This is a genomic window from Methanomethylovorans sp., from assembly GCF_050177135.1.
Lineage (GTDB): Archaea > Halobacteriota > Methanosarcinia > Methanosarcinales > Methanosarcinaceae > Methanomethylovorans.
This window is the reverse complement of sequence record NZ_JBFXHJ010000013.1, coordinates 1-24,891: the sequence shown is the minus strand read 5'-3', so window position 1 is coordinate 24,891 and position 24,891 is coordinate 1. Positions and strand designations below refer to the sequence as shown.

25 protein-coding genes are annotated in these 24,891 nt (G+C 46.1%); 11 read left to right on the top strand and 14 right to left on the bottom strand.

The annotated features are described in order from the left end of the window. Positions 1–431 (bottom strand): flavodoxin family protein (locus AB7U21_RS02240; RefSeq protein WP_428386771.1); only part of this gene is annotated, 431 nt, incomplete at its 3' end. Between the two features lie 149 nt (positions 432–580). Here AB7U21_RS02240 and AB7U21_RS02235 point away from each other — a divergent pair. Then, positions 581–2,818: a CDC48 family AAA ATPase gene (locus tag AB7U21_RS02235; RefSeq protein WP_333787108.1), complete on the top strand. Its 2,238-nt coding sequence runs from the start codon at positions 581–583 to the stop codon at positions 2,816–2,818. 35 nt (positions 2,819–2,853) lie between these two features. Continuing rightward, complete coding sequence (locus AB7U21_RS02230) at positions 2,854–3,117, top strand: PRC-barrel domain-containing protein (protein WP_333787109.1); 264 nt, start codon at positions 2,854–2,856, stop codon at positions 3,115–3,117. A 23-nt stretch (positions 3,118–3,140) separates the two neighbouring features. Here AB7U21_RS02230 and AB7U21_RS02225 read toward each other — a convergent pair whose 3' ends face one another. Together AB7U21_RS02225 and radA are read right to left on the bottom strand one after the other, a co-directional pair. Beyond that, positions 3,141–3,821, bottom strand: coding sequence for a phosphoglycolate phosphatase (locus tag AB7U21_RS02225; RefSeq protein ID WP_333787110.1), 681 nt, complete (start codon positions 3,819–3,821; stop codon positions 3,141–3,143). A gap of 38 nt (positions 3,822–3,859) precedes the next feature. Continuing rightward, the gene (radA, locus tag AB7U21_RS02220; RefSeq protein ID WP_292351377.1) at positions 3,860–4,837 is read right to left on the bottom strand and encodes a DNA repair and recombination protein RadA; all 978 of its coding nucleotides are present in this window, start codon (positions 4,835–4,837) and stop codon (positions 3,860–3,862) included. Between the two features lie 194 nt (positions 4,838–5,031). Here radA and AB7U21_RS02215 point away from each other — a divergent pair, with 194 nt between their 5' ends. The 3 genes from AB7U21_RS02215 to AB7U21_RS02205 are packed head-to-tail and all read left to right on the top strand — an operon-like array spanning position 5,032 to position 6,702. Next, on the top strand, positions 5,032–5,490 hold the full coding sequence (locus AB7U21_RS02215; protein WP_333787111.1) for a phosphopantetheine adenylyltransferase: 459 nt from the start codon (positions 5,032–5,034) through the stop codon (positions 5,488–5,490). A 43-nt stretch (positions 5,491–5,533) separates the two neighbouring features. Further along, positions 5,534–5,866, top strand: a complete 333-nt coding sequence (locus AB7U21_RS02210; protein WP_333787112.1) for a hypothetical protein — start codon at positions 5,534–5,536, stop codon at positions 5,864–5,866. After that, on the top strand, positions 5,866–6,702 hold the full coding sequence (locus AB7U21_RS02205; protein WP_333787113.1) for a deoxyribonuclease IV: 837 nt from the start codon (positions 5,866–5,868) through the stop codon (positions 6,700–6,702). Before AB7U21_RS02210 ends, AB7U21_RS02205 begins: the two co-directional genes overlap by 1 nt. A 7-nt stretch (positions 6,703–6,709) precedes the next feature. On the opposite strand, the gene AB7U21_RS02200 is transcribed toward AB7U21_RS02205, so the two are convergent. The 8 genes from AB7U21_RS02200 to mutS form a co-directional block, all read right to left on the bottom strand. Further along, a complete protein-coding gene (locus AB7U21_RS02200; RefSeq protein ID WP_333787114.1) occupies positions 6,710–8,092 on the bottom strand; it encodes an energy-coupling factor ABC transporter ATP-binding protein in 1,383 nt (460 codons plus the stop codon). Positions 8,093–8,100: 8 nt separating this feature from the next. Continuing rightward, positions 8,101–8,883 (bottom strand): cobalt ECF transporter T component CbiQ, encoded by a 783-nt coding sequence (gene cbiQ, locus AB7U21_RS02195; RefSeq protein ID WP_333787115.1) that lies wholly within the window; start codon positions 8,881–8,883, stop codon positions 8,101–8,103. Positions 8,884–9,061: 178 nt separating this feature from the next. Beyond that, complete coding sequence (locus tag AB7U21_RS02190) at positions 9,062–9,352, bottom strand: energy-coupling factor ABC transporter substrate-binding protein (RefSeq protein ID WP_333787116.1); 291 nt, start codon at positions 9,350–9,352, stop codon at positions 9,062–9,064. Further along, a complete protein-coding gene (locus tag AB7U21_RS02185; protein WP_333787117.1) occupies positions 9,349–10,056 on the bottom strand; it encodes an energy-coupling factor ABC transporter permease in 708 nt (235 codons plus the stop codon). Before AB7U21_RS02185 ends, AB7U21_RS02190 begins: the two co-directional genes overlap by 4 nt. A 214-nt stretch (positions 10,057–10,270) precedes the next feature. Further along, positions 10,271–10,855: a cobalt-precorrin-7 (C(5))-methyltransferase gene (locus tag AB7U21_RS02180; protein WP_333787118.1), complete on the bottom strand. Its 585-nt coding sequence runs from the start codon at positions 10,853–10,855 to the stop codon at positions 10,271–10,273. Next, the gene (locus AB7U21_RS02175) at positions 10,852–11,868 is read right to left on the bottom strand and encodes a cobalt-precorrin-5B (C(1))-methyltransferase (protein ID WP_333787119.1); all 1,017 of its coding nucleotides are present in this window, start codon (positions 11,866–11,868) and stop codon (positions 10,852–10,854) included. Before AB7U21_RS02175 ends, AB7U21_RS02180 begins: the two co-directional genes overlap by 4 nt. Before the next feature lie 41 nt (positions 11,869–11,909). After that, positions 11,910–13,748 (bottom strand): DNA mismatch repair endonuclease MutL, encoded by a 1,839-nt coding sequence (mutL, locus tag AB7U21_RS02170; protein ID WP_333787120.1) that lies wholly within the window; start codon positions 13,746–13,748, stop codon positions 11,910–11,912. Position 13,749: 1 nt separating this feature from the next. Further along, positions 13,750–16,410 (bottom strand): DNA mismatch repair protein MutS, encoded by a 2,661-nt coding sequence (gene mutS, locus AB7U21_RS02165; RefSeq protein ID WP_333787121.1) that lies wholly within the window; start codon positions 16,408–16,410, stop codon positions 13,750–13,752. 342 nt (positions 16,411–16,752) lie between these two features. Between mutS and AB7U21_RS02160 the strand changes: the two genes are divergently transcribed. Next, positions 16,753–17,850 carry a hypothetical protein gene (locus tag AB7U21_RS02160; RefSeq protein ID WP_333787122.1) on the top strand — a complete coding sequence of 366 codons (1,098 nt, stop codon included), beginning with the start codon at positions 16,753–16,755 and terminating at the stop codon, positions 17,848–17,850. A 529-nt stretch (positions 17,851–18,379) separates the two neighbouring features. On the opposite strand, the gene AB7U21_RS02155 is transcribed toward AB7U21_RS02160, so the two are convergent. After that, entirely contained in the window at positions 18,380–19,666 is a 1,287-nt protein-coding gene (locus AB7U21_RS02155) for a hypothetical protein (protein ID WP_333787123.1), read from the bottom strand. A gap of 100 nt (positions 19,667–19,766) precedes the next feature. Beyond that, positions 19,767–20,585: a hypothetical protein gene (locus AB7U21_RS02150; protein WP_333787124.1), complete on the bottom strand. Its 819-nt coding sequence runs from the start codon at positions 20,583–20,585 to the stop codon at positions 19,767–19,769. Positions 20,586–20,715: 130 nt separating this feature from the next. On the opposite strand from AB7U21_RS02150, the gene AB7U21_RS02145 reads away from it, so the two are divergent. From AB7U21_RS02145 to cyaB, 5 genes are read left to right on the top strand one after another with little or no spacing between them, the layout of a single operon-like run. Continuing rightward, positions 20,716–21,456, top strand: a complete 741-nt coding sequence (locus AB7U21_RS02145) for a helix-turn-helix domain-containing protein (protein ID WP_333787142.1) — start codon at positions 20,716–20,718, stop codon at positions 21,454–21,456. A 30-nt stretch (positions 21,457–21,486) separates the two neighbouring features. Further along, positions 21,487–22,536, top strand: a complete 1,050-nt coding sequence (locus AB7U21_RS02140; RefSeq protein WP_333787125.1) for a hydroxymethylglutaryl-CoA synthase — start codon at positions 21,487–21,489, stop codon at positions 22,534–22,536. Between the two features lie 10 nt (positions 22,537–22,546). Next, positions 22,547–23,719, top strand: a complete 1,173-nt coding sequence (locus AB7U21_RS02135) for a thiolase domain-containing protein (RefSeq protein WP_333787126.1) — start codon at positions 22,547–22,549, stop codon at positions 23,717–23,719. A 5-nt stretch (positions 23,720–23,724) separates the two neighbouring features. Further along, complete coding sequence (locus AB7U21_RS02130; RefSeq protein ID WP_333787127.1) at positions 23,725–24,114, top strand: Zn-ribbon domain-containing OB-fold protein; 390 nt, start codon at positions 23,725–23,727, stop codon at positions 24,112–24,114. Position 24,115: 1 nt separating this feature from the next. Next, complete coding sequence (gene cyaB / locus AB7U21_RS02125) at positions 24,116–24,640, top strand: class IV adenylate cyclase (protein ID WP_428386762.1); 525 nt, start codon at positions 24,116–24,118, stop codon at positions 24,638–24,640. 81 nt (positions 24,641–24,721) lie between these two features. Here cyaB and AB7U21_RS02120 read toward each other — a convergent pair. Then, the coding region (locus AB7U21_RS02120) for a hypothetical protein (RefSeq protein WP_428386773.1) at positions 24,722–24,891 on the bottom strand (170 nt) is incomplete at its 5' end.

Here is a 24,891-nt window from a genome sequence, read left to right as displayed (position 1 = left end):
AGGTGTGTCAGATTGAACAGAGTATTGGCAGCTACATCATGTGCTCCATCCTCATTGCCGGTAATAAGCACACCTGCAACCTTTCCGTAGAGGGGAAACTGACCAGTCTGCGGATCAGACTCCTCATAAGTTCCGTCCAACCTTTCTATCACCATCTGTGCCACAGAGGAACGAACACCGAACCAGATGGGAGAGCACATCACAAGGATATCGCATGCCTTTATCTTTGAAAGTATCAGTGGCCATTCATCGCCTTGACCTTCGTCTGAAGAAACACCAAAGGGAATATTATAGTCCACGATCCGTATGCACTCACTTTTCACTCCCATATCTGAAAAAAGCCCAACAGCCTTGTCTATCAATGCTTGTGTATTAGAGATCTGTGGCGATCTCTTCAAAGTACAGTTCAGAAATAAAGCCTTTAACCCCATAAAAGGTATAAGTAATACAATCATTTAAAAAGATTTCTCCCTCACCTTTCATATATTAGCAAGTGACCACCACATGCATTTTTATGCATCAGATAAAAATAAATACCTATAATCGGACTATATATGAGATTCAATTATAGGATGACATCATGGACGAAGTACAGATCAAGGTTGAAAAAGCACATCCGAACGATTTCGGTCGTGGCATCATTCGTCTGGACCCCAGCACTCTACTAAGCCTGCAGCTATCTCCCGGAGACATAGTAGAAATAACCGGTAAGAGGAGAACATGCGCTAAAGTGTGGAGAGCAGACCGTCAGGATTGGGGACAGGGTATTGTAAGGATAGATGGCTTCATCCGGCAAAACGCAGGAGTTAGTATAGGGGAAAGAGCTACCATCAAAAAAGCAGATTTCGAACCTGCTACACATTTAGTACTTGCACCTCCGGAAGGCGTGGTGATGGAGTATGGAGATCATATCAAAGAGATCATCAAACGGAACATATTGAAGCGGCCTTTTGTGGTAGGTGATGTAATACCCATCATCAGTTCCATGACACAGCCCATGACAAGTCAGTCCTCTGGAGGGCAGGCAATACCTCTTATTGCTGTTGAGGCTCAGCCCCATGATTCAGTGCTCATGGTCACTGAGAACACGGAGATCGAATTGCGCCAGAAGCCTGTAAGAGGATATGAAAGCGCAGCCAGGGGGATCACCTATGAGGATATAGGCGGACTGGGGGATGAGATCCAGAGAGTAAGGGAAATGATAGAACTGCCTCTTAAACATCCTGAACTCTTCCAGCGGTTGAACATCGAACCTCCGAAAGGTATTATATTATACGGACCTCCCGGAACAGGAAAGACCCTTATAGCCAAGGCAGTGGCAAATGAATCCAGGGCAAATTTCCTCTACATAGCGGGCCCTGAGATCATGGGAAAATATTATGGTGAAAGCGAAGAGCGTATCCGCAAGATATTCGAAGAGGCTGAAGAAGATGCACCATCCATAGTATTCATTGACGAGATAGACTCCATTGCTCCAAAGAGGCAGAACGTTACTGGTGAAGTGGAACGCCGCGTCGTAGCCCAGTTGCTCACTATGATGGATGGTCTGGAAGAGCGCGGACAGGTAGTGGTGATCGGAGCTACGAACCGGCTGGATGCTATCGATCCTGCACTGCGCAGGCCAGGAAGGTTCGACAGAGAGATAGAGATCGGTGTTCCAGATGCTGGGGGCAGGTTAGAGATCCTGCAGATACACACACGTGGAGTGCCTCTTGGAAGCGATGTTGATGAGAATTACCTTGAAGAGATAGCCAGGAACACACAGGCATTTGTAGGTGCGGACCTGCTGGCCCTTGTGCAGGAAGCTGCTATGCGGGCATTGAGAAGAGTCTTGCCGGACATAAACCTTGACGATGACCTGATCCCACAGGAGAAACTGGAGCAAATAGTGCTTATACGATCTGATTTTGAGAACGCCTTAAGAGAGATAGGGCCTTCTGCAATGCGTGAAGTGCTTGTCGAGATACCCTCTGTGAAGTGGGAGGACGTGGGAGGACTGGATAATGTCAAACAGGAGATCATTGAGGCTGTGGAATGGCCTATCACAAAGCCTGAGAAGTTCGTACAGATGGGTATAAAGCCTCCTAAAGGAATTCTGCTGTTCGGTCCACCCGGCACAGGCAAAACCCTTGTAGCACAGGCTGTTGCCAATGAATCCAACGCCAATTTCATCAGTATCAAAGGACCTGAGATGCTGTCTAAATGGGTGGGAGAGTCTGAACGTGCGATCAGGGAGATATTCAAGAAGGCAAGACAGGTAGCCCCATGCGTGGTGTTCTTCGATGAGATAGATTCAATTGCATCTGCAAGAAGTTCCATGTCCGAAGATGCAAAGGTCTCTGAAAGAGTTGTGAACCAGTTGCTTACTGAACTCGACGGCCTCGAAGCTCTGAAAGAGATAGTTGTGATCGCTGCAACTAACAGGCCGGACATGATCGACCCTGCCTTGCTGCGCGCAGGAAGGTTTGACAGGCTTGTACTTGTGGGCCAGTCCACGAGGGAAGGAAGGAGAAGCATCTTCCAGATACACACAAGAAATATACCTCTTGCAAGCAACGTATCTATTGATGAACTTGCGAACATCACGGAAGGATACGTGGGTGCTGACATCGAAGCAGTATGCAGGGAAGCTGTGATGCTTGCCCTGAGAGAGAACTTCAATATAGAGAATGTGGACATGAAGTATTTCATGGAAGCACTGAATAAGGTAAGACCCACCCTTTCCGAGAACCTTATGGGATACTATAAGAAGATACATGAGCTTTTCAAGGGCGGGATGCCGAAAGAAGAAACAAGCTCTTATATAGGATACAGATAAATATATGAAAAGTTTAGAGTTATCGGGTGAACTACATGACGAAGGTATTTGCTAAGAACCTCTCCAGCAAACAGGTAATGGCTACGGATGGCACTGAACTGGGTGTGCTCTTCAACATAGTCATGGATGGGAAAACAGGAGACCTCATTGACCTAATAGTCAAGCCGGACATGAGCCTTGACACTTCCAAGTACAGGACAGACGACCAGTACATTCTCCTTCCATTTACTTCTGTAAGAGCAATTAAAGACTACATAGTAGTAGATAAAAACACTGCATTAGGCAAACCTGTTGAATAAACGGCTTTTGCCTTTTATGTTTTTTAGATCAGGCTATGCTCCCGAAGATAGGTGATACCTTCAGCTGCTCCGGCCCCATAAGGTGATGCAGCAGTATAATCGGCAACTGACCTTAATTCCGGATCGCCGTTGCCTACAGCTATCCCAAAACCTGCCACTTCAAGCATCTCCACATCATTCACGGAGTCGCCTATGGCAACGAAATCCTTTGGCTCAATACCCATCATCTCTGCAACTTTAATAAGACCAGTGCCTTTGTTAACTTCCCTGCTCTTGATATGGATAGCAAAATGTGTGTCTATGATCTCTACATTAAAACCATGCTCATACAAGATCTGCCTGGCAAGTTGCAGATCAAAATCCCTTCTAAGCACTATCTCGGTCTTACGATGCTCCGGGTCCAGCTTAGTTAGCTCTAACTTACCCGAGAGCAGATCAAAAGCCTTTTGACATTCTCTGATAGATTTGGATACTATAGGAACCGTATCAAAACCAGGAGAAATGACACCTCCATTTTCGGCTATCACTATCCCTCCCACCCCTATGAGCCTGGCAGCCGCATGGGCATAACAGAGAATATTGCCTGTGGATAGCACCACAGGTATATTAAGGGAGCGTAAACTCCCAATTGCTGCCATATCAAGGCTCCTGTCCCTGAAAGTGATGGTCCCGTCAATATCAACTGCAATTGCCTTGAATTTCATGGCAGGTAAATTAGAAAAAAAGTTTAAAAACCTGCTGTTCAGGGATCACGCAGGCCAGCGGTGGTAACTGAGATCACTGCTTCAGCGTCCGGAAGGTTCGGGGCGTCCACAAGCTTGACTATCCTTTTATCCCCCTTGGATTTGCGCATATAGAGCCTGAATGTAGAAGTATGGCCGAGTATATGCCCTCCTATGGGTTTTGTCGGATCGCCAAAGAAAGCGTCCGGTTTTGCCATGACCTGATTTGTCACCAGCACCACTGCATTGTTAAGATCGCCAAATCTCTGGATATCATGGAGATGTTTGTTAAGCTTTTGCTGCCTGTCGGCAAGCGTCCCACGTCCTATGTACTCTGCTCTGAAATGCGCGGTCAAGGAGTCAACTATGAGCAGTCTTACCGGTTTGTCAGAATCCTTGAGCTCGTTGGCAAGTTCAGATGCTGCATCCACAAGCAGGATCTGATGGTTCGAGTTGTACGCCCTTGCCACATGTATGTGCCTGAGGAACTCTTCATGATCATAGTCCTCACCATATAGCTCTGAAAGGCCCTCAACCATCTGTTTTATCCTTTCAGGCCTGAAGGTGTTCTCTGTATCGATCATTATTACAGAGCCATTCAATCCACCTTTTTCTTGTGGCAATTGAACATTGACGGCTAACTGGTGAGCAACCTGCGTCTTGCCTGATCCGAACTCGCCGTATACTTCGGTTATGGCCTGGGAATCTATCCCGCCACCCATTATATCATTGAACTCCTTACAGCCCGTCGAGAGCTTACCTACCAGCTTCCTGCGTTCCATTACCACATCACCTGTTTCAAAACCACCAATATCTGCAGCTTTGCGAGCTGCCAGGATGATCTTGGCTGCTGTGGACTCACCTATATCCGCGGCTGTCGCGAGCTCAGCAGGAGAAGATACAGCAATTGCTTCAACTGTTGAAAAACCTGCTTCAATGAGTTTTTGGGCTGTGGCAGGACCAACATGGTCCAGATCCTCAAGTAATACTTCTGACATTTTTATGACTCCTTTGTGGTGCACATGTTAACTTCCGGTGCACATTTCGATGAATTATTGGTCTTTGGAATATATATACATGAAGAGAGCGGAGTGAAAGTAATAATGCCAAATACATCGATCAATTTTACAGTTGGAACAACCTGACATTTTTGGGCAAACATTTATTTTATAAAATACCCTTTGTACCATCAATGCCCAGAGTAGTAGTCGGTGGAACTTTCGAGTGTCTTCATGACGGACACAGGGAGCTTTTAAGAAAAGCCTTTGAACTTGCCGGCAATGAAGAAGTCGATATAGGACTTACATCCAACGAAATGGCAAACAAGCGTCCACGCAAGATACCTGATTATAGCGTACGGAAAGAAAGGGTCATCCAGTACATACAGCAAATTGCAGAGGGTCAGAAATACACGATCATAGAGCTAAATGACCCCTTTGGAAAGACCCTTGAAGAGGATTACGACTACATTGTTGTTTCTCCCGAAACATATCCTGTTGCCTTGGAGATCAATAAGCTCAGGGCTGAGAAGAACCTGAAGGACATCAGGATCGTGAAAATTGATTACGTCCTCGCCGATGACCAGATACGCATCTCCTCCACAAGGATAGTACTTGGAGAGATAGACATCCACGGGCATCTGAAATCTTGAGCTGGCACATAATTTTATAAACTACTTTATACAACTAAAACCCATGGGCAGAGTATTCAGCGACATGGACAAACAGATATTTGACAAGCTTGCACCTGAACTTAGCGGAAATACGATATCATCAGGAGGACACAACTATCCTTTCATCTTAAGGCCGCTGTCCCACAAGATAGCGCAGTCGGCAGAGGATTTCAGGGAGAGGATGGAGCGCCTGAACGTGGAAGAGCTGGACTACCTGGTGAAACTTGCTCTGGAGAACAAAGAAGATATACGTTCCCTTGAACCTGAAGATATTGACACTATCATGGAACTGGTAGAACAAAAGATCTCTCTGCAGCGCATGAAAGAGCTAAAGCAGCATCTGGGCATAGTGTGATGAGCCACAGGGAATTACTTTTTGGTACAGCCGGTGCACCTTACTCCTCAGCTAAAGGCACCACAGTGGAAGGTATTCGCAGAGTGAGGGAGCTTGGACTTGACTGCATGGAGATAGAGTTCGTGCGTGGGGTTAAAATGGGTGCCAATTCTGCAAAGGAAGTGCAGAGAACAGCCACATCTCAGAATGTAGCTCTTAGTGTCCATGCACCGTACTACATCAACCTTAATTCTTCGGAACCCGAAAAGATAGATGCCAGTGTCAAGCGGATATACGACTCCGCACTCATAGGCTCCATCTGTGGGGCTCGTTCAATAGTATTCCATCCTGCCTACTACCAGAAAGATAAGCCAGAAGACGTTTTTTCAAGAGTTTTGCAAAAACTGCAGGAACTCACAGCCAGAATGGCTGCAGAGGATATTGATACGGTGCTAAGACCCGAGACCACAGGCAAGCCCACACAGTTCGGCAGCCTTGATGAAACCCTCAGCATGTGCAGCCAGCTAGATAAAGTGCTGCCGTGCATCGATTTTGCGCATCTGCACGCAAGAAGCAATGGCAAAGAGAATTCGTTTGAGGAGTTCGCTGCCGTACTTGAAAAAGTGGAGAACATACTTGGAAGGGAAGCTCTGGAAAACATGCATGTGCATATTTCAGGCATTGAATATGGACCAAAGGGAGAAAAGAACCATCTGAGACTGGATGAATCAGATCTCAGGTACGTGGAACTGTTGCAGGCTTTCAAGGAGTTCCGGGCAAAGGGTCTTGTAATATCCGAAAGTCCTGATAATGAAGGGGATGCTTTACTCCTCAAAAGAACTTATCAGGGTCTTTAGTCATCCTTCATACCCGGTGTTCTTCCGTAGATAGAGAGCATGATACCTGCCCGGTGCAGGCCGTTGCAAGAGAGGAGATATCCCCATTCTCATTTATGATATCAACATGGATGTTGATACCACTTTCTTCAATATAATGACTGATACGTTCAAATGAATGGTAGATCATTCCACCATGTGTGATTATAAGACACCTCTGTCCACACAGAGCATTAAGGATGGAACGATCGATAACTCCTGAAGTGATGTCCAGGCGAATGTTGTCCCTCTCAGCTATGAGTTTGCTTCTCTTGCCCATGGCACCCACGGTATCCACATCGCCGTTAGAGATGAAAAGCTGTAAGAAACCAGCATCGTGATGGTCCGTATCGTATATCATGATGGAACCTGCACGCACATAACGTCTGCTGAGTTCCACTATTGCCATGCAGTCTTCATGGATATGGAGGACCTTCCCGTTGACCGCCTCCATAGGATAGTTCAGTGCGAACTCACCGTGCAGCAGCCCTAAGTTCACACTATCCCCTACCTTGACGTCAGGAGACACTTTGACCCACATGAGTTCCGGCTCTTTCAGTATCCTGACAAGACCGGGTATATCCTTGGGACAGCCGTTAGCCTTGACAAGACTGCGCCTGCGCAGTTCCTCATGCACCTCAAGTATCTGGGGCTTTCTCAGATTTGCCCTCTGGAGCAGCTCCTCGTTTCTGAAAATATCCTCAGGTATCCCTTCACCGATCATCTGGTGATTCGTCATGATGAACACATGATCAGCCCATCTGTAGGCGAGATCCACATCATGGGTCGATATAATTATTGTTTTGCCGAAATAGTTAAGTTCGTTCAGAAGGTCCATTACCTCGTCCGCACCCACCGGATCCAGGTTGGAAAGCGGCTCATCAAGAATGATAACCTCCGGTTCCATAGCAACAATACCTGCAATAGCAACTCTCTTCTTCTGGCCGCCACTAAGATGATGGGGAGGTTTTTTCTTGAGCGGGTTAAGCCCCACATAATCAAGGGTACTCTGTACCACAGAGTTTACTTTTTCTTTTGAATAACCCAGGTTCGTTGGACCAAAGGCTACATCCTGGTAAATGCTGGGTGCAAAAAGCTGATCATCCGAGTTCTGGAATACAATGCCCACGTTCTTGCGTAGTTCGCGCAGGGACTTTGCATCATACTTCACAGGCTTACCATGGAAGAACACTTCCCCTTTATTCGGGACCAGAGTGCCGTTAAGAGTAAGGAATAATGTTGACTTTCCGGAACCATTACGGCCTACAAAAGCTATTTTTTTGCCCATATCTATCCTGACGCTTACATTATCCAAGGCAATTGTGCCGTCCGGATAACTGTATACAAGATCTCTGGTTTCCAGGATTGTCATGATCTACCTCAGATAAGAAGGATGTTCCTCGTGGAATAGAAAACTACAAGCACTAAGATAAAATATGCGGACGTTAGTACAACTTCGGACCTCTTTACCGGGCGGTTCTCCTCTATCAGCATGAACCTGCCATCATAACACCTTGAGTTCATGGAAACATAAAGCTTCTCTCCCTGCTCCCATGCCCTTATGAAAAGAGACGTACCCAGCATGCCCACTGATCTGAACGAAGTCCTGAAATCCTTATAGCCCAGCCTGACCGTCTGAGCGTACTTGATCCCCATAGCCACTTCCATAAAGACAAAGATGTAGCGGTACATCATCATGGCTATCTCTATGAAGGAATCCGGGAAACGGGTTGCCTTCAATACAGAAAAGAGTTCTATCATAGGAGTTGAGAGCGAAAGGAAAAAAAGGCAGGACATACCGCTGATAGTACGTGCAAGCACCACTAAGGCCATGTTCAGACCCCCGGTACTGACCCCAAGCCTGTGACCCCACAGATCAAAACCGAAGACTTCACTACCATTACCTGAAAAGAAAGCAATGATGGCTACGCTGATCAGCACGAATCCTGCGGGTGCAGCCAGGATCTTGAAGTAGAAACTTGCAGGCACCTTACTGAAACGGATGGTTGCAATACCCATACAGAGAGCTATTACAAAAGGTGTGACAGGAGAATTGGAAGAAACACCCACAACTATGCCGAAAGACGTTATAGCTATCTTGAGCCAGTTGTTCTTTTCACGCAGGGGGCTGTTAAGGGCGTAATCGTCCAAGATAGATGTCATGATGTGTCCTGTATACCTTATTAAATCAACAAAATTTGTTTTTGTAAAAAAGCTCCTTTTCAAGCTGGATTGAGAGTTATATTAGATAAGTTTTCCGTTTTGTAATAGTCACTTTGGGAAGTATAACAGAAAAGATAAAAAGGATTTTTTTGAAAAATATAATGGGTTGTAAAACCCATTATTGACCTGACTGGTTCTTTCCTCTGTAGTAGCCAAAGAAGTAACCAATGACTATGGCACCTATGGCTGCCTGCAGAGCAAAGAGCAGGCTTTCAGTTTCTCCACCTGGTGGCTCGAACTTAGGAAAACCCGGGTCCCATGGCTCATAATTAGGGTCAATACCTGAGATCACATCCTCTGCTGCACCATCTGCACCTCCGAATTCCGAACCAGGATTGGCTGCGAGTCCATAAAAGAACTGGGCCACAAAGAGTAATGCTATGGCTCCCACGATGTACTCTAATTTCATGCCGCAGCCCCCTTAAGCTTATTCACTGCCTCCGATGTGAGAACCTGCAGGTTCACAAGCACATCGCCCTTTACCTGCACCACATATTTCATAATAAGAGCCGTGAGCGCACCCTCCATGATGGCAAGTGGTACCTGAGTTGTGGCGAACACCGCTGCAAATGCGGTGAACGAAGACAGGAAACCCGAAACCGTAAGAGCACCACCTGCCGGGAAAGCCAATGCAAGTTGAGTGGATGTCACCACATAGGTCACCCAGTCTGCTATTGCGGTCGCCAGGAATATGTTGAGATAAAAGTTCATATTGACCTTTGCGGCAGCCTTGTAGAATGCATATGCCACAAACGGCCCCACTATACCCATGGATGCAACATTTGCTCCCAGTGTGCTTATTCCTCCATGACTGAGGAACAAGGCCTGATATATAAGAACAATGAAACCGAGCACAGATGTTATTGCCGGACCGAAAAGCACGGCTGCCATCCCTGTACCTGTTGGATGTGATGAACTGCCTGTGACCGAGGGGAGCTTAAGGGATGAAAGTACAAAGATGAAAGCTCCAGCCACTGCAAGCAGAGGCACTATCTCTCTGCGTTCACTTACGAGCCTGTTCAACCGATACATACCGAACAAGATTACGGGTATGGAGAATACAAACCATAACTGCCACCAGGGTGATGGCAAGAACCCTTCGAATATATGCATAATTGTCACCTTCCTATCGTTTTCCAACTAGATAATCAAGTTAATTTGATTTAGGTAAATGTGACTTACATGTTATTATACATAAAGGTAACGATTCTTGTTTTAAACGGTTAAAGGTTTAGTAATAAAGGAGACAGATATACCGGATAACTTAATTAATATTGTATAAAGGAGACGTACATATAAAAAACGTAACACATTGGTCAAATTGAACTTAGCGCTGCACCACCAGAAGACAGTACATGTCAGACTCCGCAAGCGGTGGATTTTGTACGGAACCGACTACTGCCCGTTCTTCGGAATAGCCTATGTTCTCATAAAGGCAGATCTTTGCCTCAATGCCCTTTTCCCGTAACAGGTCAGCCACTTCCTGCGAACCGAAATTCTCTGCGGGTAACAGGAATATATCCTTTCCAAGTCCGACCTCTCTTATGAGAGCCTCCCGGGCAGGTGATGGATCACGCCCATGTGCAGTGATCATAGCGAGATTGGACATCTCTACATGAAAACGGGCACATGAAGCCTGAATAGAAGAGACGCCCGTTATCACCTTGTCATTTTCACCGGCGAACTTTCCAAGTCCTGAGAACATGGGATCGCCCGTGGAAAGCACCACGGCATCTGCAGGTAGTAGATGTAGTTCCCTGTAGTTCTTGATGATGTGAGCCTCACATTTGATGAAGTCCTTAACAAGCTCGATGGACCTGCCTGAACCATAGATCACAGGAGCATTACTGATGGCTGCAATAGCTTCCTGGGTCAGCATATTGGGACCAACGCCCACGCCTACGATGATCATATCTTCTCCCCGCTGTCCATAAGTACAGTGCCATCCCTGTCCACGACTACTACCCTTGCACCATTGGCTTTTTCCACAGCCATGTCAAAAGCTTTCTTAAGCCTCTCATTACCCGGATCCAGTTCCAGCATCTCCACCACAGTGGCATAACCACTGCCTTCAAGCATTTTCGGATCTCCCCACTTGAGCACAAGACCGGGGAGTCCACAGATAATGACTTCACCCTTTGCTGCAGCTACAGCATCGGATATGCGGCTGCCTGCAAGCACCACCGTATATCCCGGGAACAGCATGGTAGAATAGCGTATGCCTATTCTGCCGGTCGTGAGCACTACCTTGTCAGCGCTGCGTATCAGGTCCTCTTTCATCTCGCCCAGGTGATCATTCCAGGGCTCCACAAATCCTGTGGTGCCCAGGATGGAAATACCTCCTTCCACACCAATGCGGCTGTTCAGGGTCTGCTTGGCAACCTCAGCACCGCGGGGAAGAGATAAAGTTACCTCCGCACCCTGCAAACCAAGCTCTTCAACGGCTTCGGAAATAGCTGCCTTGATCTGTTCCATGGGCCTGGGATTGATGGCGGGATATCCTTTCTTAGACTCCAGGCCATCCCTTGTAACAATACCTATACCCTCTCCTGCCCGAATCATGATGCCATCGATCTCTCTGGCATCCGCCACGAATTCAAGTCCACGGGTGATATCGGATTCATGATCATTATATACCTTTACAGCAACTGCATGACCATTAACAGCATGCACATCCATCTCAGCCCGCAACCCTACAGGTGTAGGCACAGATACATGAGAAACAGGCTTGCGTAGTGAGAGCACTGCAGCTTTGGCTGCGGCTGTTGCTGTCGTCCCGGTGGTATAACCCCTCCTGAGCACAGAGCCATCGCTTAAGAGAACAAGTCTTCCACTTTCAATGCCTTTTATAAGCTCGTCCCTGGGCACATTGGAACGCGCAACCCACTCATCTGGGATCCTGGATTTGTTCACCGGGTCTATCATCGAAAACTCAATTGTGGTACAAAGTTATAAAAGTAGCGAATTCATCCTGTTCTTTTGAACATGCGGTCCAGTTCTTCCCTTGTGAAAGAGATCATTGTCGGACGGCCGTGAGGACATGTGTATGGATTCCTGCATTTCTTAAGCTGGCGGATAAGATCAGCCATCTGATCCTTATTACACACAGCACCCGCCTTTATGGCAGCTCTGCATGCCATGGTACTGAAGACATGATCGTATATCTCGGTATCGTCTTTTATCCTGCCAACAGAGAGCAGGTCAGATACTATGTCATGTACCACATCAGGACTTTCCATCCTGCCAAATATCGTAGGCACAGTAGTAACTACATAGGTATCAGGACCAAATTCTGATATGCTGAAACCCACCTCTTCCAGATACGGAACGAACTCCTCCAGAATGATCTTCTCTTTCGGATTTAGTTCCAGCGTCACGGGATTCAGAAGCTCCTGCCATCCCATATCCCTGGAATCCAGCACGCGTTCATACATGACACGCTCATGTGCAGCATGCTGGTCTATCAGCAGCAGTTTCTTCTCCACCTCTGCAACAATGTACAGATCTTCAAACTGGCCCATTACCTTCACATCATCTGCAACGAAAACGGGTTCTTCATCATGGGGAGAGGATGCCAGCCTGGACTGGAGGCGTGCACTTGCTTTGAGCCGTCTTTCAGTATCCTTTGGAGGAGGGTGATAAGGAGTTGGCTCTTCAAGAACACGGGATTCCAAATAAACCTTATTTTGCAACTTATCTTGCAATTTAGATTCATCCTCGTCTTTATCTTCGTACAAGACCTTCTGGACAGGAAAAGGCTTATCCTTAACTTTGATCTCAGGAACAAGATGAGTAGAACTTAGAGCATTCTCCACAGCAGCAGTAACAAAGTCCATGATCTCTTTCTCATGGCTGAGCCTCACTTCGGTTTTACGTGGATGTACGTTCACATCCACTATTCTGGGGTCTATCTCAAGCTTGAGAAAAGCTGCGGGATACCTGCCCTTGGGAAGAAGAGTGTAGTATCCAAGCCTTATGGCGTTACTTATAGCCTTTGAATAAATACTGCGCCCGTTGATATAGAAGGATTGCAGGTCTGAACCGCTGCGGCTGAGTTCAGGCTTGGAGACGTAGCCTGAGATCTTCACAAGTTCATTTTCACATACAACAGGCACCAGCGACCTGGCAACCTCTGCTCCGTGGATGTGCACGATGTTGTCGAACATATTATTGGTAGCAGGAGAACGTAAAACAACCTTGCCTTCGTTCAGGAGAGTGAAAGAGATAACAGGATGGGCTATGGCATAGTTGGTAAGGACTTCCGTAATATGTGCCAGCTCAGTGCGGCTGCTTTTAAGATATTTCCGCCGGGCGGGTGTGCTATGGAACAGGTCGGCCACCTCCACAGTGGTGCCTACAGGAGCACCGACTTCCAATATGGATTTCACACCATCACTGCCTGCCATAACCTTTGTACCCGCCACATCCCGGCTTCTGCGGGTGATGAGGGTAACTTTTGCAACTGCAGCCATCGAGGAAAGAGCCTCACCTCTGAACCCCAATGTACGGACAAGTTCCAGATCATCAATGCTGGTAAGCTTACTGGTAGCATGTTTCTTGAAAGCCATGGATGCGTCCATGTGGCTCATACCGTGACCATTGTCCCGGACAGATATCCTTTTGACACCGGAGCCTTCTATCTCAACTTTGATCTCGGTGGCTCCCGCATCAATGGAATTGTCAAGCAACTCCTTAACTGCCGAAGCAGGTCTTTCTATTACCTCCCCCGCAGCTATCTTGCTGATAGTAGCCTCATCCAGCAGGTGTATCCTGTTGCTGTCCACATCACATAAATCCTCAGCCATATCATTCCCCACTTTCATCCAGTAATTTCTTAAGGCTATTGAGCTTGTTCAGAGCATCCACAGGAGTCAGGGTATTAACATCAAGGGACTTCAACTTCTCCAGTACGGGGTGCTTCACATCTGCTTCCGGAGAACTTCCTCCATCGAAGAGCATGAGCTGGGTATATCTTGCAGTACTCTTACCCTTACCCTTCTTTGGCCTGCCCTCCCGGTTTATGGCGCTCTCACTTTCTATTTCTCTGAGCACTTCCTTTGCGCGGGAAGTGACCGCATGCGGGACACCGGCAAGCCTTGCCACATGAATACCATAACTCCTGTCTGTAGCTCCGGGCACTATCTTACGCAGGAACACCAGATCATCACCTTCCTCTTTCACCGCAATATGCAGGTTCTTTACCCGCTTGAGAGTGCCTTCCAGCTCAGTAAGCTGGTGGTAGTGAGTTGCGAACATGGACCTCACACCCACCTTACTTTTATTATGTATATATTCCACAACAGCCTTTGCGATACTATAACCGTCGTAAGTGCTCGTACCCCTGCCGATCTCATCCAGCAGCACCAGGCTCTTGGGAGTGGAATTGTTAAGAATGTTGGCAAGCTCCACCATCTCAACCATGAAAGTGCTTTGTCCGCTGGCAAGGTCGTCAAAGGCTCCGACCCTGGTAAAGACCCTGTCCACTATACCTATGGAGGCATGGGAGGCAGGTACGAAAGAGCCTACCTGGGCCATTATGACAATGAGCGCGGTCTGGCGCATGTATGTGGATTTTCCTGCCATGTTGGGACCGGTGATGAGCAGGAACTGATTATCCTCACAATCGATCTCAGTGTCGTTGGGCACGAAACCGCCCGGAACGGTACTTTCCACCACAGGATGCCGTCCATCCCTGATGAGTATCCTGCAATCACTGGTAACTGCCGGCCTGATAAAGTTATTATGCACAGCCACTTCAGCAAGGTTCACCAGCACATCGAACTGCCCTATGAGAAAAGCTGCCCTCTGCAACTGCTTTGAGTATGAAGCCACAGTTGCATTGATCTCGCTCAGCAGTTCATATTCCAGAGCATGTGCCTTTTCATCTGCATTGAGGATGGAAGTCTCCATCTCTTTAAGTTCAGGAGTGTAGAAACGTTCGGCATTGGCCATGGTCTGCTTGCGGATATAATCATCCGGCACCTGAGAGCTGTTAGAACTGGTAACTTCCAGATAGTAGCCGAACACCCTGTTATATCCCACTTTCAGGGATTTGATACCTGTCCTTTCCCGTTCCTTTTGCTGGAAATCGGCCACCCACTTTTTGCCGTTGCGGGACAGGTCTTTGAGTTTGTCAAGTTCGGCATTGTAGCCGGGCCTGATCATGCCACCTTCCCGCACACTTAGCGGCGGTTCTTCAACTATGGCTTTTCCTATGAGTCCCACAAGAGAGCCAAGTTCTTCAAAATCTTGTAATTCCTCAATTATGTCCCTGACAAGAGTGGAAGAAATATCATCACCCATGCACTGTATCAGCAGAGGCACTGCCTCCAGGGACAGTTTCAATGCTACCAGGTCCCTGGCATTTGAATTGCCATACATGACCCTGCCTACGAGCCTCTCAATATCCTTTACATAAGAAAGATGGGAACTCAGATCGAAACGCACCAGTGTCTTACCGGACAGCTCCTCCACAGCATCCAGGCGTTCATTTATCTCACTTACAGATATCAATGGCTTTAACAGCCATTTCTTAAGCATCCTGCCGCCCATAGGCGTGCTGGTCTGGTCCAGTATCTTAAGCAGGGATATATCATTGCCCTCTCCCCGGACATTATGCACGATCTCAAGATTGCGCAGGGTAATGGAATCCAGGATCATGAACTCGGATTCGGAATATGTGGACAGTGACTGCACATGCCCCAATTCCCTCATCTGGGTAGTGATGGCATAGTTAAGAGCAGCTCCGGCCGCGGCTATGGCATGAGGCAGGGTATCACAACCCATGCCCTCCAGAGTGGAAACACCGAAATGCTGCTTGAGATGTTCCCTTGCGTTGGTGGTATCGAATGCCATTTCATCGAACTCATGCACTATGACCCTCAGTTCCTCAAGACGCTGCATGAGATGCTCGTTCCCGTAGAGATGCAGCGGAACTATACATTCAGCAGGCAGCATGCGGGCTACTTCACTAGCTATCCTGTCATAAGGTGGCTCATCGATGAACTGAGTAGCCATGAACTCGCCTGTAGACACATCCAGGAAGGACACGCCGAAATCCTCATTCTTTCCTGAGAGCGCCATGAGATAATTGTTAGTGGCATCTGAAAACATGGAAGGGTCTATGGCTGTGCCGGGCGTTACCACGCGTACAACACCCCGTTTCACAACGCCTTTGGCTAATTTGGGATCTTCGAGCTGCTCACATATGGCAACTTTGTAGCCTTTCCTGATGAGGCGCGGCAGATATGTATCAATGGCATGATACGGTATGCCTGCAAGAGGCATGTTCTTGCCGTCCTCTCCTTTGCCCCGGGTGGTGAGAGTGATCTCCAGCTCCCTGGCAATGGTCTTCGCGTCCTCCCCGAAAGACTCGTAAAAATCCCCCATCCTGAAAAAGATCAGGGCATCGCTATACTCTTTCTTTGCCGTATAGTACTGGTGCATGGCAGGGGTCATCTTGCTCATGGTGCTGTGGTTTATCTGTGTGGTACTATTTTTGTGTTTGCATGGGAGACGGATGAAAAGGCAATGTGACTATTTGATTTATAAAAAATGTGATTTTTTATGCTTAGTCAATATGGAGTTGATGTCAAAGGAAAGAGTGATTTTTTTTTCATATATAAAATTGATTTGGAATCAAGTTAAATATATAACCTTTAACAAATATTCTGCTTTGTGTAAGGGGTTCAGAGATCTTGACGGAACACTTGAACCCCCTACTGCCCAGAGGCAAGGTCATAGTTTGTTTTGATATTGCTTAAAACTTACGTCTTCTTGCCTCTGGAGTAACTGAAATGAGGTAAGAAAATGAAATTGTTTCAAAGAATTAGAGTAACTTCGCTTTTAATAGCGATAGTGATGCTGGCGACATTATTTGTGCCGGCGGTGAGTGCAAAGGCTGATGCTCTCATCGAGGAAGAAAAATCAGAAAATAACACTCTCGATGAAATGAGCATTAACTATACTACAGCCCAATTGCAGAACATGTACAAAAAATATAATGTCACTGATAATGACTTAAAATTTGCAAATGATGAGTTACCCAACTATTTAGAGGGTACAATTCTTGATAGCGATTTAAGGGTGATAGCAAGTGAGACTGGCGAAGCTCCAGAAAACCTAAAACAAGGAGAAGATTATGATATTCTCATCACTGAGAAAGAAATGGTGCGTATAATGGAGAGTGCAAGAGATAAGTACATCCAAAAGTACGGTGTAGATCCAAACAATCCAAAAGTGGATGTTGTTAATGGTATTGCTCTTCCTAAAGAAGAAGCAAAAAAGCTTGTTATAAATGATCAAGCATCAATAGACAGTGAAAATCCAGTATTCACCTCTGAGAATTCATTGATACATAACGAGGATTTTGCTATGACATTTCAGCATGTTTATAGAAATCCTCGAAAAATTAACGGCAATATAGAGGTGCACATTTTTCCTGCAAAGGATAGCAGTCATAAACCAATTGAAGCATATTCTCAAGATACAACAAATGCCTTAAGCAGATTCCAAGCTTTTAGCGTCACAATGACTCGCTTTTGGCATTATAATTTTTGGGATGCAAGTGACACGGGCTCTACAACTTCTAGTGTGCTTCTTAACGACCTTGAAGAAGATACTACTTGGGTGATAGATAACAATAATGATATTGTAGTTGGCTGGGTAAAAAGTATGGACAATAATGGAAGAGCTTGGAGGCCTGGTTCATTTTCGGTTTGTGGAACTACAGCAGCAGGTCTTGATTGGCCACACGACAGTATAGTTCAGCACGAAGTATCTCATAATTTTGACGCAAATGATCATTATACTGTGGACTGTATCATGGACTATGAAGATGCCTATTCAGGGGTAGATACCTGGTGCTATGATTGCAGAAATATTGTAAGGAATGGAATACTAAATTGAAACTTTAGTTGATATTTAGAATTGCAAAGAGGATGATTTGCACTTTAAACATCATCTTCTATTTATTTCGAGGCATACATGGAGCATAAAAATAGAGATTTATACAATGCTGGATTAGTAATCCTCATTTTAATAAGCCTTTTAACGATCATGCCTTTTCTTTTTGCAGGCCCCCCGGTGTCACTCTATTCGATTCAGAATGGGGATTCTATTAACCATACGATTAGTATTGAAATTGTCAGCTTGAATAAGATTCCCATACATAAAGATGAATATCATCTAGCACCTATGGAGAACGTGGTCACGGACAAAAGTATGCTTTCGCTGTTATATATACCACTTATAGGAGACAAATGCACTATAAAAACCACCCTTGATTCCAACTCACCTGAAATAAGAGAGGTATCTTTAGGCATCTGGGAAATGCCATATATTTCCATAACCAATTCAACAATTTACATTGACTATATGGTTGTTTAGGCCTCGCCGATAAGCTGTAAGAATCATTGAGGATGGATTTCTCCCCCCCTCAATATTCTATCGCAATATCCTTCTCGAAAAGCCCCTTGATCTCCATGCTCAGACCTGATTCCAGAAGTTCCGATTCTTCTGTGAGAGTATCAAAATGCTTCTTTTCCGTATCAAGATCATTCTCTGTGGTCTTCAGCATGTGCTCATCACGGGAGATCTGCTGCACAAACTGCTCTTTGTCCCTGTAGACACTCATGCTGTTCAACTCGTTCATTGCACTTTCAAGCTGCAAGGAATGATCTTTTCTATGTTCTCTCAGGGATGACAGGTCTTTGGAACTATGCAGCTTATCCACCTGCTGCAGGGCTTTCTCGCACATCTGGTCCTTAAGACCAAGACTGCCGTTCTCTACCCTGAATTTGACCTCGGCAAAAAAGGACTCCAGATCATGCTCAAGAGCAGAAGCTGGGTCATGTGTTATCTTTTCAAGGATCTGCCTGTGCTCAGTAGAGAGCACGCATATCTCGCTCTTGTCCTGCTTTTCCATTCTGGAGAACACCTTGGACAAAGGAGAGAATATTCTCTGGATATCGTGGTCTGTATTCGATAATTGCTCTTTGAGAGTGTTGACATCAGCCTCAAGTTGTTTTGCCCTTTCAAAATCCCTGCTGTTTTCGAGTTCATTGAGCCTGTTTTTAGTATCCTGCATATCTTTTTTGATTGAATCTACCCTGGATCCAAGATGCTCGATCCTGGTATGACTATCCTGGATCTGCACCTGTATTTTCTTATAGTTTCCAATCTCTTCAGAGAACTTATCGAAGGAATCCTGCCTATCCTTCTTGTCCCTGACAGGTACGAATAGTTCATCCACCTGGTCTTCAATGCTTGCTAAGGTTGATATGATCTTTTGCGATTCCGCAGGATAGATGGCTTTAATATAAAGCTGGCTTCTGTGTGTGTTATCCCGCACAGTTTTAAGTGCAGATTTCGCATTTATGCAGAATTCGAAGGCATTTTGAATAGAATCATCCTCCGGAGGCTTCACCTTTTCAGTGATCGATCGCAGGTTATTGGCAATATTGTCCCTGTTGGCATCTCCTACCTTTTCCACTCTCTTGTTAGCATTTTGAACAACCTCGGCAGAAAGGAGGCTTTCTATGACCTCGGGTATCTCATGGAGAGTGAGATCGATATCTTCATATTTCCTGCGGATGAAAGGCTTAATTTCATTGAACTCTTTTTCAGATTCATCTGAGATGAATCGGAGAAGGTCATTTATTTTTATCTTGACCGGATGATCTTCATTTGTTTTCTTTCCGAAAAGCTTGTCAATGAATTTCATATTCTAACCAAAAAACGCAATCTCTCTTTAAAAGTCTATGGATAGCGCAGATGAATGATAATAGAAATCTAATTAAAAAAAGAAAAAGTCTGATCGTAGATCAGAAGAATTTAGATGCAAGAGAAGACTTTACGTCACAGCTTTCAAGGAATTCGCAATCGTTGCACAGAGGTGTCTGTTTTCTTTCCGGCAGAAAGCCTTCTTTGATCTTTTTAATGTTGCTGCATACCCCAAGTACCTGCCTTCTGTCGTTTGCTCTGATCTTTGATGGTCTTATGCAGCCTGATCTGGAATAAATGACTATGCCACCGTCAATAGGCTTGTTGTGAATATCCTGCACAAGCATAGAGAATGCAGCCAGATGAAGCCTGTCATCTGCCCATATCCCATATTCAGGACACTTTCCTGTCTTAATGATCACAGGAGCGGGTGAACCTTCGAAGTTGACCATGCCGGCGGGCATACCGGAAACTTTCATTTTAGATCCATATAGCACGGGTTCCAGTTCCATGCCGTACAATGCTCTTACAAGCGGCATGCTGTGTGTATCTTTCAGCATCTCCCCCATATTACAGGAAACATCTTCAATACAAGCTTGTAAGTTATCAATAGCTTCCAATATGGTTGACTCGGAAACACCCTCAAGTTCAGAGGCATATATAATGTTTAATTCAACATGTATTTCATTGAATACACTTTGTATTGTGTCTATCATACCATCGGCTTTTGACGAAAAATGTTCCAGCAACTGGGGATATCGTAAACCAAATTCTTTAAGAAAAAGATGCTCAACATAAGAAACATCATCATTAGTCCTTTTTTTCTGAGAACGCTTTGAATAGTATACTTTTCGTGGGCATTTGAGATATAATGCTATATCAGAAACGTTCGTATTATGTTCATTTTTATTGAGAGACATACATTTCTAATTAAAGGTTGTTTTAATATAAATATCTAAATATGTTTTGACTGCTTATTTGTTTCTCTTCGTCAATCAACGATTGGGCATTCGTTAAATATATATAATTATGTCTCATTTAGAATATGAAATGGCTGACAATGCTTCTCGCGAGAATATACGCCAACGTCTTGCTGAAAAGATGGCAGGCGAAATAACACTTTCAGAGAAACCTGGGGAAGCTTTGAAAAAATGGAGGCTTAACTTCGAGATACCCCAAACAGACCTGTCAAGCTATCTGGGAGTATCCCCCTCCGTTATAAGCGATTACGAAAGCGGAAGAAGGAAATCTCCTGGTACGCTCATAGTAAGCAGGATCGTAGAGGCGCTGCTGGAAATAGACTCACAGAATGGCGGACAGAAGATACATTCCTATGAAAGTATACTTTTCTCAGATAACACTTCAAGAGCTGTCTACGCAACCTATGAATACACTTTTCCCATGCAGCTTGCAAAGCTTGCAAGCCTTATAGAAGCTGATTTTGTAAACAGGGGCATAGAAAAACCGCTTTACGGTTTCACCGTCGTTGACAGCAAGAAAGCTATTCTCGAACTTTCTTCCCATGAGTTCCAGAAACTTTATGGATGGAGTACCGAGAGAGCCATGATCTTTACTAAGGTAACCACCGGAAAATCTCCCCTTGTAGCCATAAGAGTGACGAACCTCAAACCCGGTGCCGTAGTGATACACGGGCTAAGGGGCAATGAGGTTGACCCCATGGCAAAGAAGATGGCAGAGATAGACAGATTACCGCTTTTAGCCACAACGATGGACATTGATCAATTGATCGAAAATCTTAAAAAATATAGCCAGTACCACGTAATGGAATGACATTTACATAAAAACTATCGGTGAAAAGAAATGAGTGCAGGGATAGTCTCATACGGAGCCTATATTCCAAGATATAGGATCAAAGTGGACGAGATCGCCCGAGTTTGGGGCGACGACGCTAACAGCCTGAAATCAGGTCTGATGGTACATGAAAAATCAGTACCTGATTTCGATGAGGACACAGCCACGATTGCAGTGGAAGCCGCAAGATATGCAGTAAAAAGATCAGGCATAAACGCCCAGCGAATAGGTGCAGTGTATACCGGGTCAGAGAGCCACCCCTATGCTGTCAAACCTACAAGTACCATAGTCGCAGAGGCAGTGGAAGCTACCCCCGTTCTAACAGCTGCGGATTTTGAATTTGCCTGCAAGGCCGGAACTGCCGCAATACAGACTTGCATGGGACTGGTACAATCAGGAATGATCGACCTGGGGCTGGCAATAGGAGCTGACGTTGCGCAGGGCGCACCAGGGGATGCACTGGAATACACTGCAGCTGCAGGGGGCGTAGCCTTCATTATAGGCAGCAAAGAATCCGAATTCTTAGCGGTCATTGAGGACACATATTCCTTTACCACTGATACACCTGACTTCTGGAGGAGGGAAGGTATGCCATACCCTGAACATGGCGGACGTTTCACCGGTGAGCCCGGATACTTTAAGCATGTCACACACGCTGCAAAAGGACTTATGGCTAAAATGGGAACAAAACCAGGAGATTATGATTATGCAGTATTCCACCAGCCAAATGGTAAATTCCCCTCCCGTGCAGCATCCATCCTGGGCTTCACTAAAGAACAGATCAAGCCCGGCCTTGTCGTGCCAAAGCTTGGAAATACCTATTCCGGATCATGCATGATGGGGATCGCAGCGACGCTGGACCAGGCAAAACCCGGAAACAGGATCTTCGCCACTGCTTTTGGATCAGGTGCCGGCGGAGACGCGTTCAGTTTTACTGTCACGGATAAGATAGAAGAGATACGCAACAAGGCACCGACTGTGATGGAACTTCTGGCAGATCCGATATATGTGGATTATGCAACATATGCCAAGCACAAAGGTAAGATCAGACTGGCATGAGGTGAAAAAGATGAGAGATGTAGCGATCATTGGTGTAAAGACCACCAGGTTTGGAGAGAACTGGGATGTTTCTCTGAGAGATACAATAACTGAAGCCGGTGTCGGTGCCCTGGAAGACGCGAGGGTCACCGGAGAAGAGATAGATGCCATCATAGTAGGCAATATGAGCGGTGGTCAGTTCATTGAGCAGGAACATATCGGAGCCCTGATAGCAGACTATGCCGGACTGGCAAAGGAACTTCATGTACCGGCCACCCGAGTGGAAGCGGCCTGTGCTTCCGGAGGATTGGCACTGAGACAGGGTATCCATGCAGTTGCATCCGGACTTGAGGATATAGTAGTGGCTGCTGGCGTAGAGAAGATGACAGATATATCCTCTACAAGCGCATCCACTGCCCTTGCAGCTGCTGCTGACAGGGAATGGGAAGGCATAATGGGTGCAACTTTCCCCGGGCTCTATGCTATGATAGCAAGGCTGCACATGCACAAGTACGGCACCACCAGCGAGCAGCTGGCTCAGGTGGCAGTAAAGAACCATGCTAACGGTGTCCATAACCCCATAGCACAGTATCGCAACAGGATCAGTGTGGAAGATGTGCTCAGATCCATTATGGTGGCAGATCCGCTGCATATATTCGATTGTTCACCTATCACAGATGGTGCATCAGCGGTCATACTGGCACCTGCTGACATTGCCCACAAATACACTGACACCCCCATTTATGTGAAGGCCACAAGCCAGGCCAGTGATACCATCGCTCTCCACGACCGCAAGGATATCACAACCCTCGCAGCTTCAGTGGAAGCGGGCAAGAGAGCCTTCAAAATGGCAAAACTCACACCTAACGATATAGACTTAGTGGAAGTGCACGACTGCTTTACCATTGCAGAGATATGCGCTATAGAAGACCTCGGCTTTGTTAAGAAGGGAGAAGGAGGCAAGTTCACCGAAGAAGGCAATACGGCTATAGGCGGCAAGATACCGGTGAACACCTCAGGCGGACTTAAAGCATGTGGACATCCTGTAGGCGCTACTGGCATCAAGCAGGCTGTGGAAATAGTCGAACAGCTGCGTGGGGATGCAGGAAAGCGGCAGGTCGATGGCGCCGAGATCGGTATGACACACAATGTCGGAGGTTCGGGAGCCACTGCAGTAGTACACATATTTTCGAGGGACAGGTGATCACGATGTCAGTACCGAGATTCTGGAGAAAACAGGTGGCAAGGTATAACCTGATAGGCACTCACTGCACTAACTGTAAAACTTACTACTATCCACCCCGTAACATGTGCCCTAAATGCCGTCGTGACGGAAAACTTGAGAACTTCAAGTTCAGTGGGAAAGGAGAGGTACTTACCTATACTGTGATCCACACTGCGGCAGAAGGCTTTGAGAAACAGACCCCTTATGTGCTTGGTATCGTGAAACTGGAAGAAGGGCCAAGCCTTACCAGCCAGATAGTAGCTGACCCAGAGGACATGAAGATAGGTATGAAAGTAAGGCCTGTGTTCAGGAAGCTTGGCGAGAGCAGTGAGAAAGGTATGATATACTACGGCACCAAATTCGTACCTGAGTGAAATGATAGAGATAGAAGTCAAAGCCCGGGCAAGCCACAGGTTCCTCCGTGAAAGGCTTGCAGCCATAGGCGCAAAACCAGAAGGTATCCAGGAACATCTGGATACCTACTATAACTCTCCAGTGAGGGATTTTTCTACTACTGACGAGGCACTGAGAATACGCTCTGTGAATGGAAGATCGGTGCTCACATACAAAGGAAAGAAACTTGACTCCGTTTCCAAGACACGTCCGGAGTTAGAAACCGAAGTAGATGGCGACAGCGCCCGAAGTATCCTTATAGCCCTGGGTTTTTTTGAATCGGGCGTGGTAAGCAAGAAAAGGGAAGTCTTCAGTTACCAGAATATGACCATTGCCCTTGACTCTGTAGAGGGGCTTGGTGAATTCATAGAGGTCGAAAAACAGGCCGACTGTAATATTGAAGGACACTGTGATGAAATATTTGCTTTCCTTGAAGAATTGGGTATACAGAAGGAAGATTCCATCAGAACCTCTTACCTTGAGATGGTGCTGGAAAGAAACAGATAAAAAAATTGCTGACAGGTACAGTCAGATCTGCACCTGTTAACAACTTACGTTTGTGATCAGATTTCACTATTTTTTAGTGTTTTATCTCACAACTGATCCTGGCTTCATTTCTTTATCGGGGGTCAGAAGAGACACACGTTCTCCTGCATCGGCTGCCAATAGCATACCCTGAGACTCCACACCGCACAGTTTCGCAGGCTGGAGATTGACAAGCACATTGACGACCTTACCAACAAGTTCTTCAGCCTGAT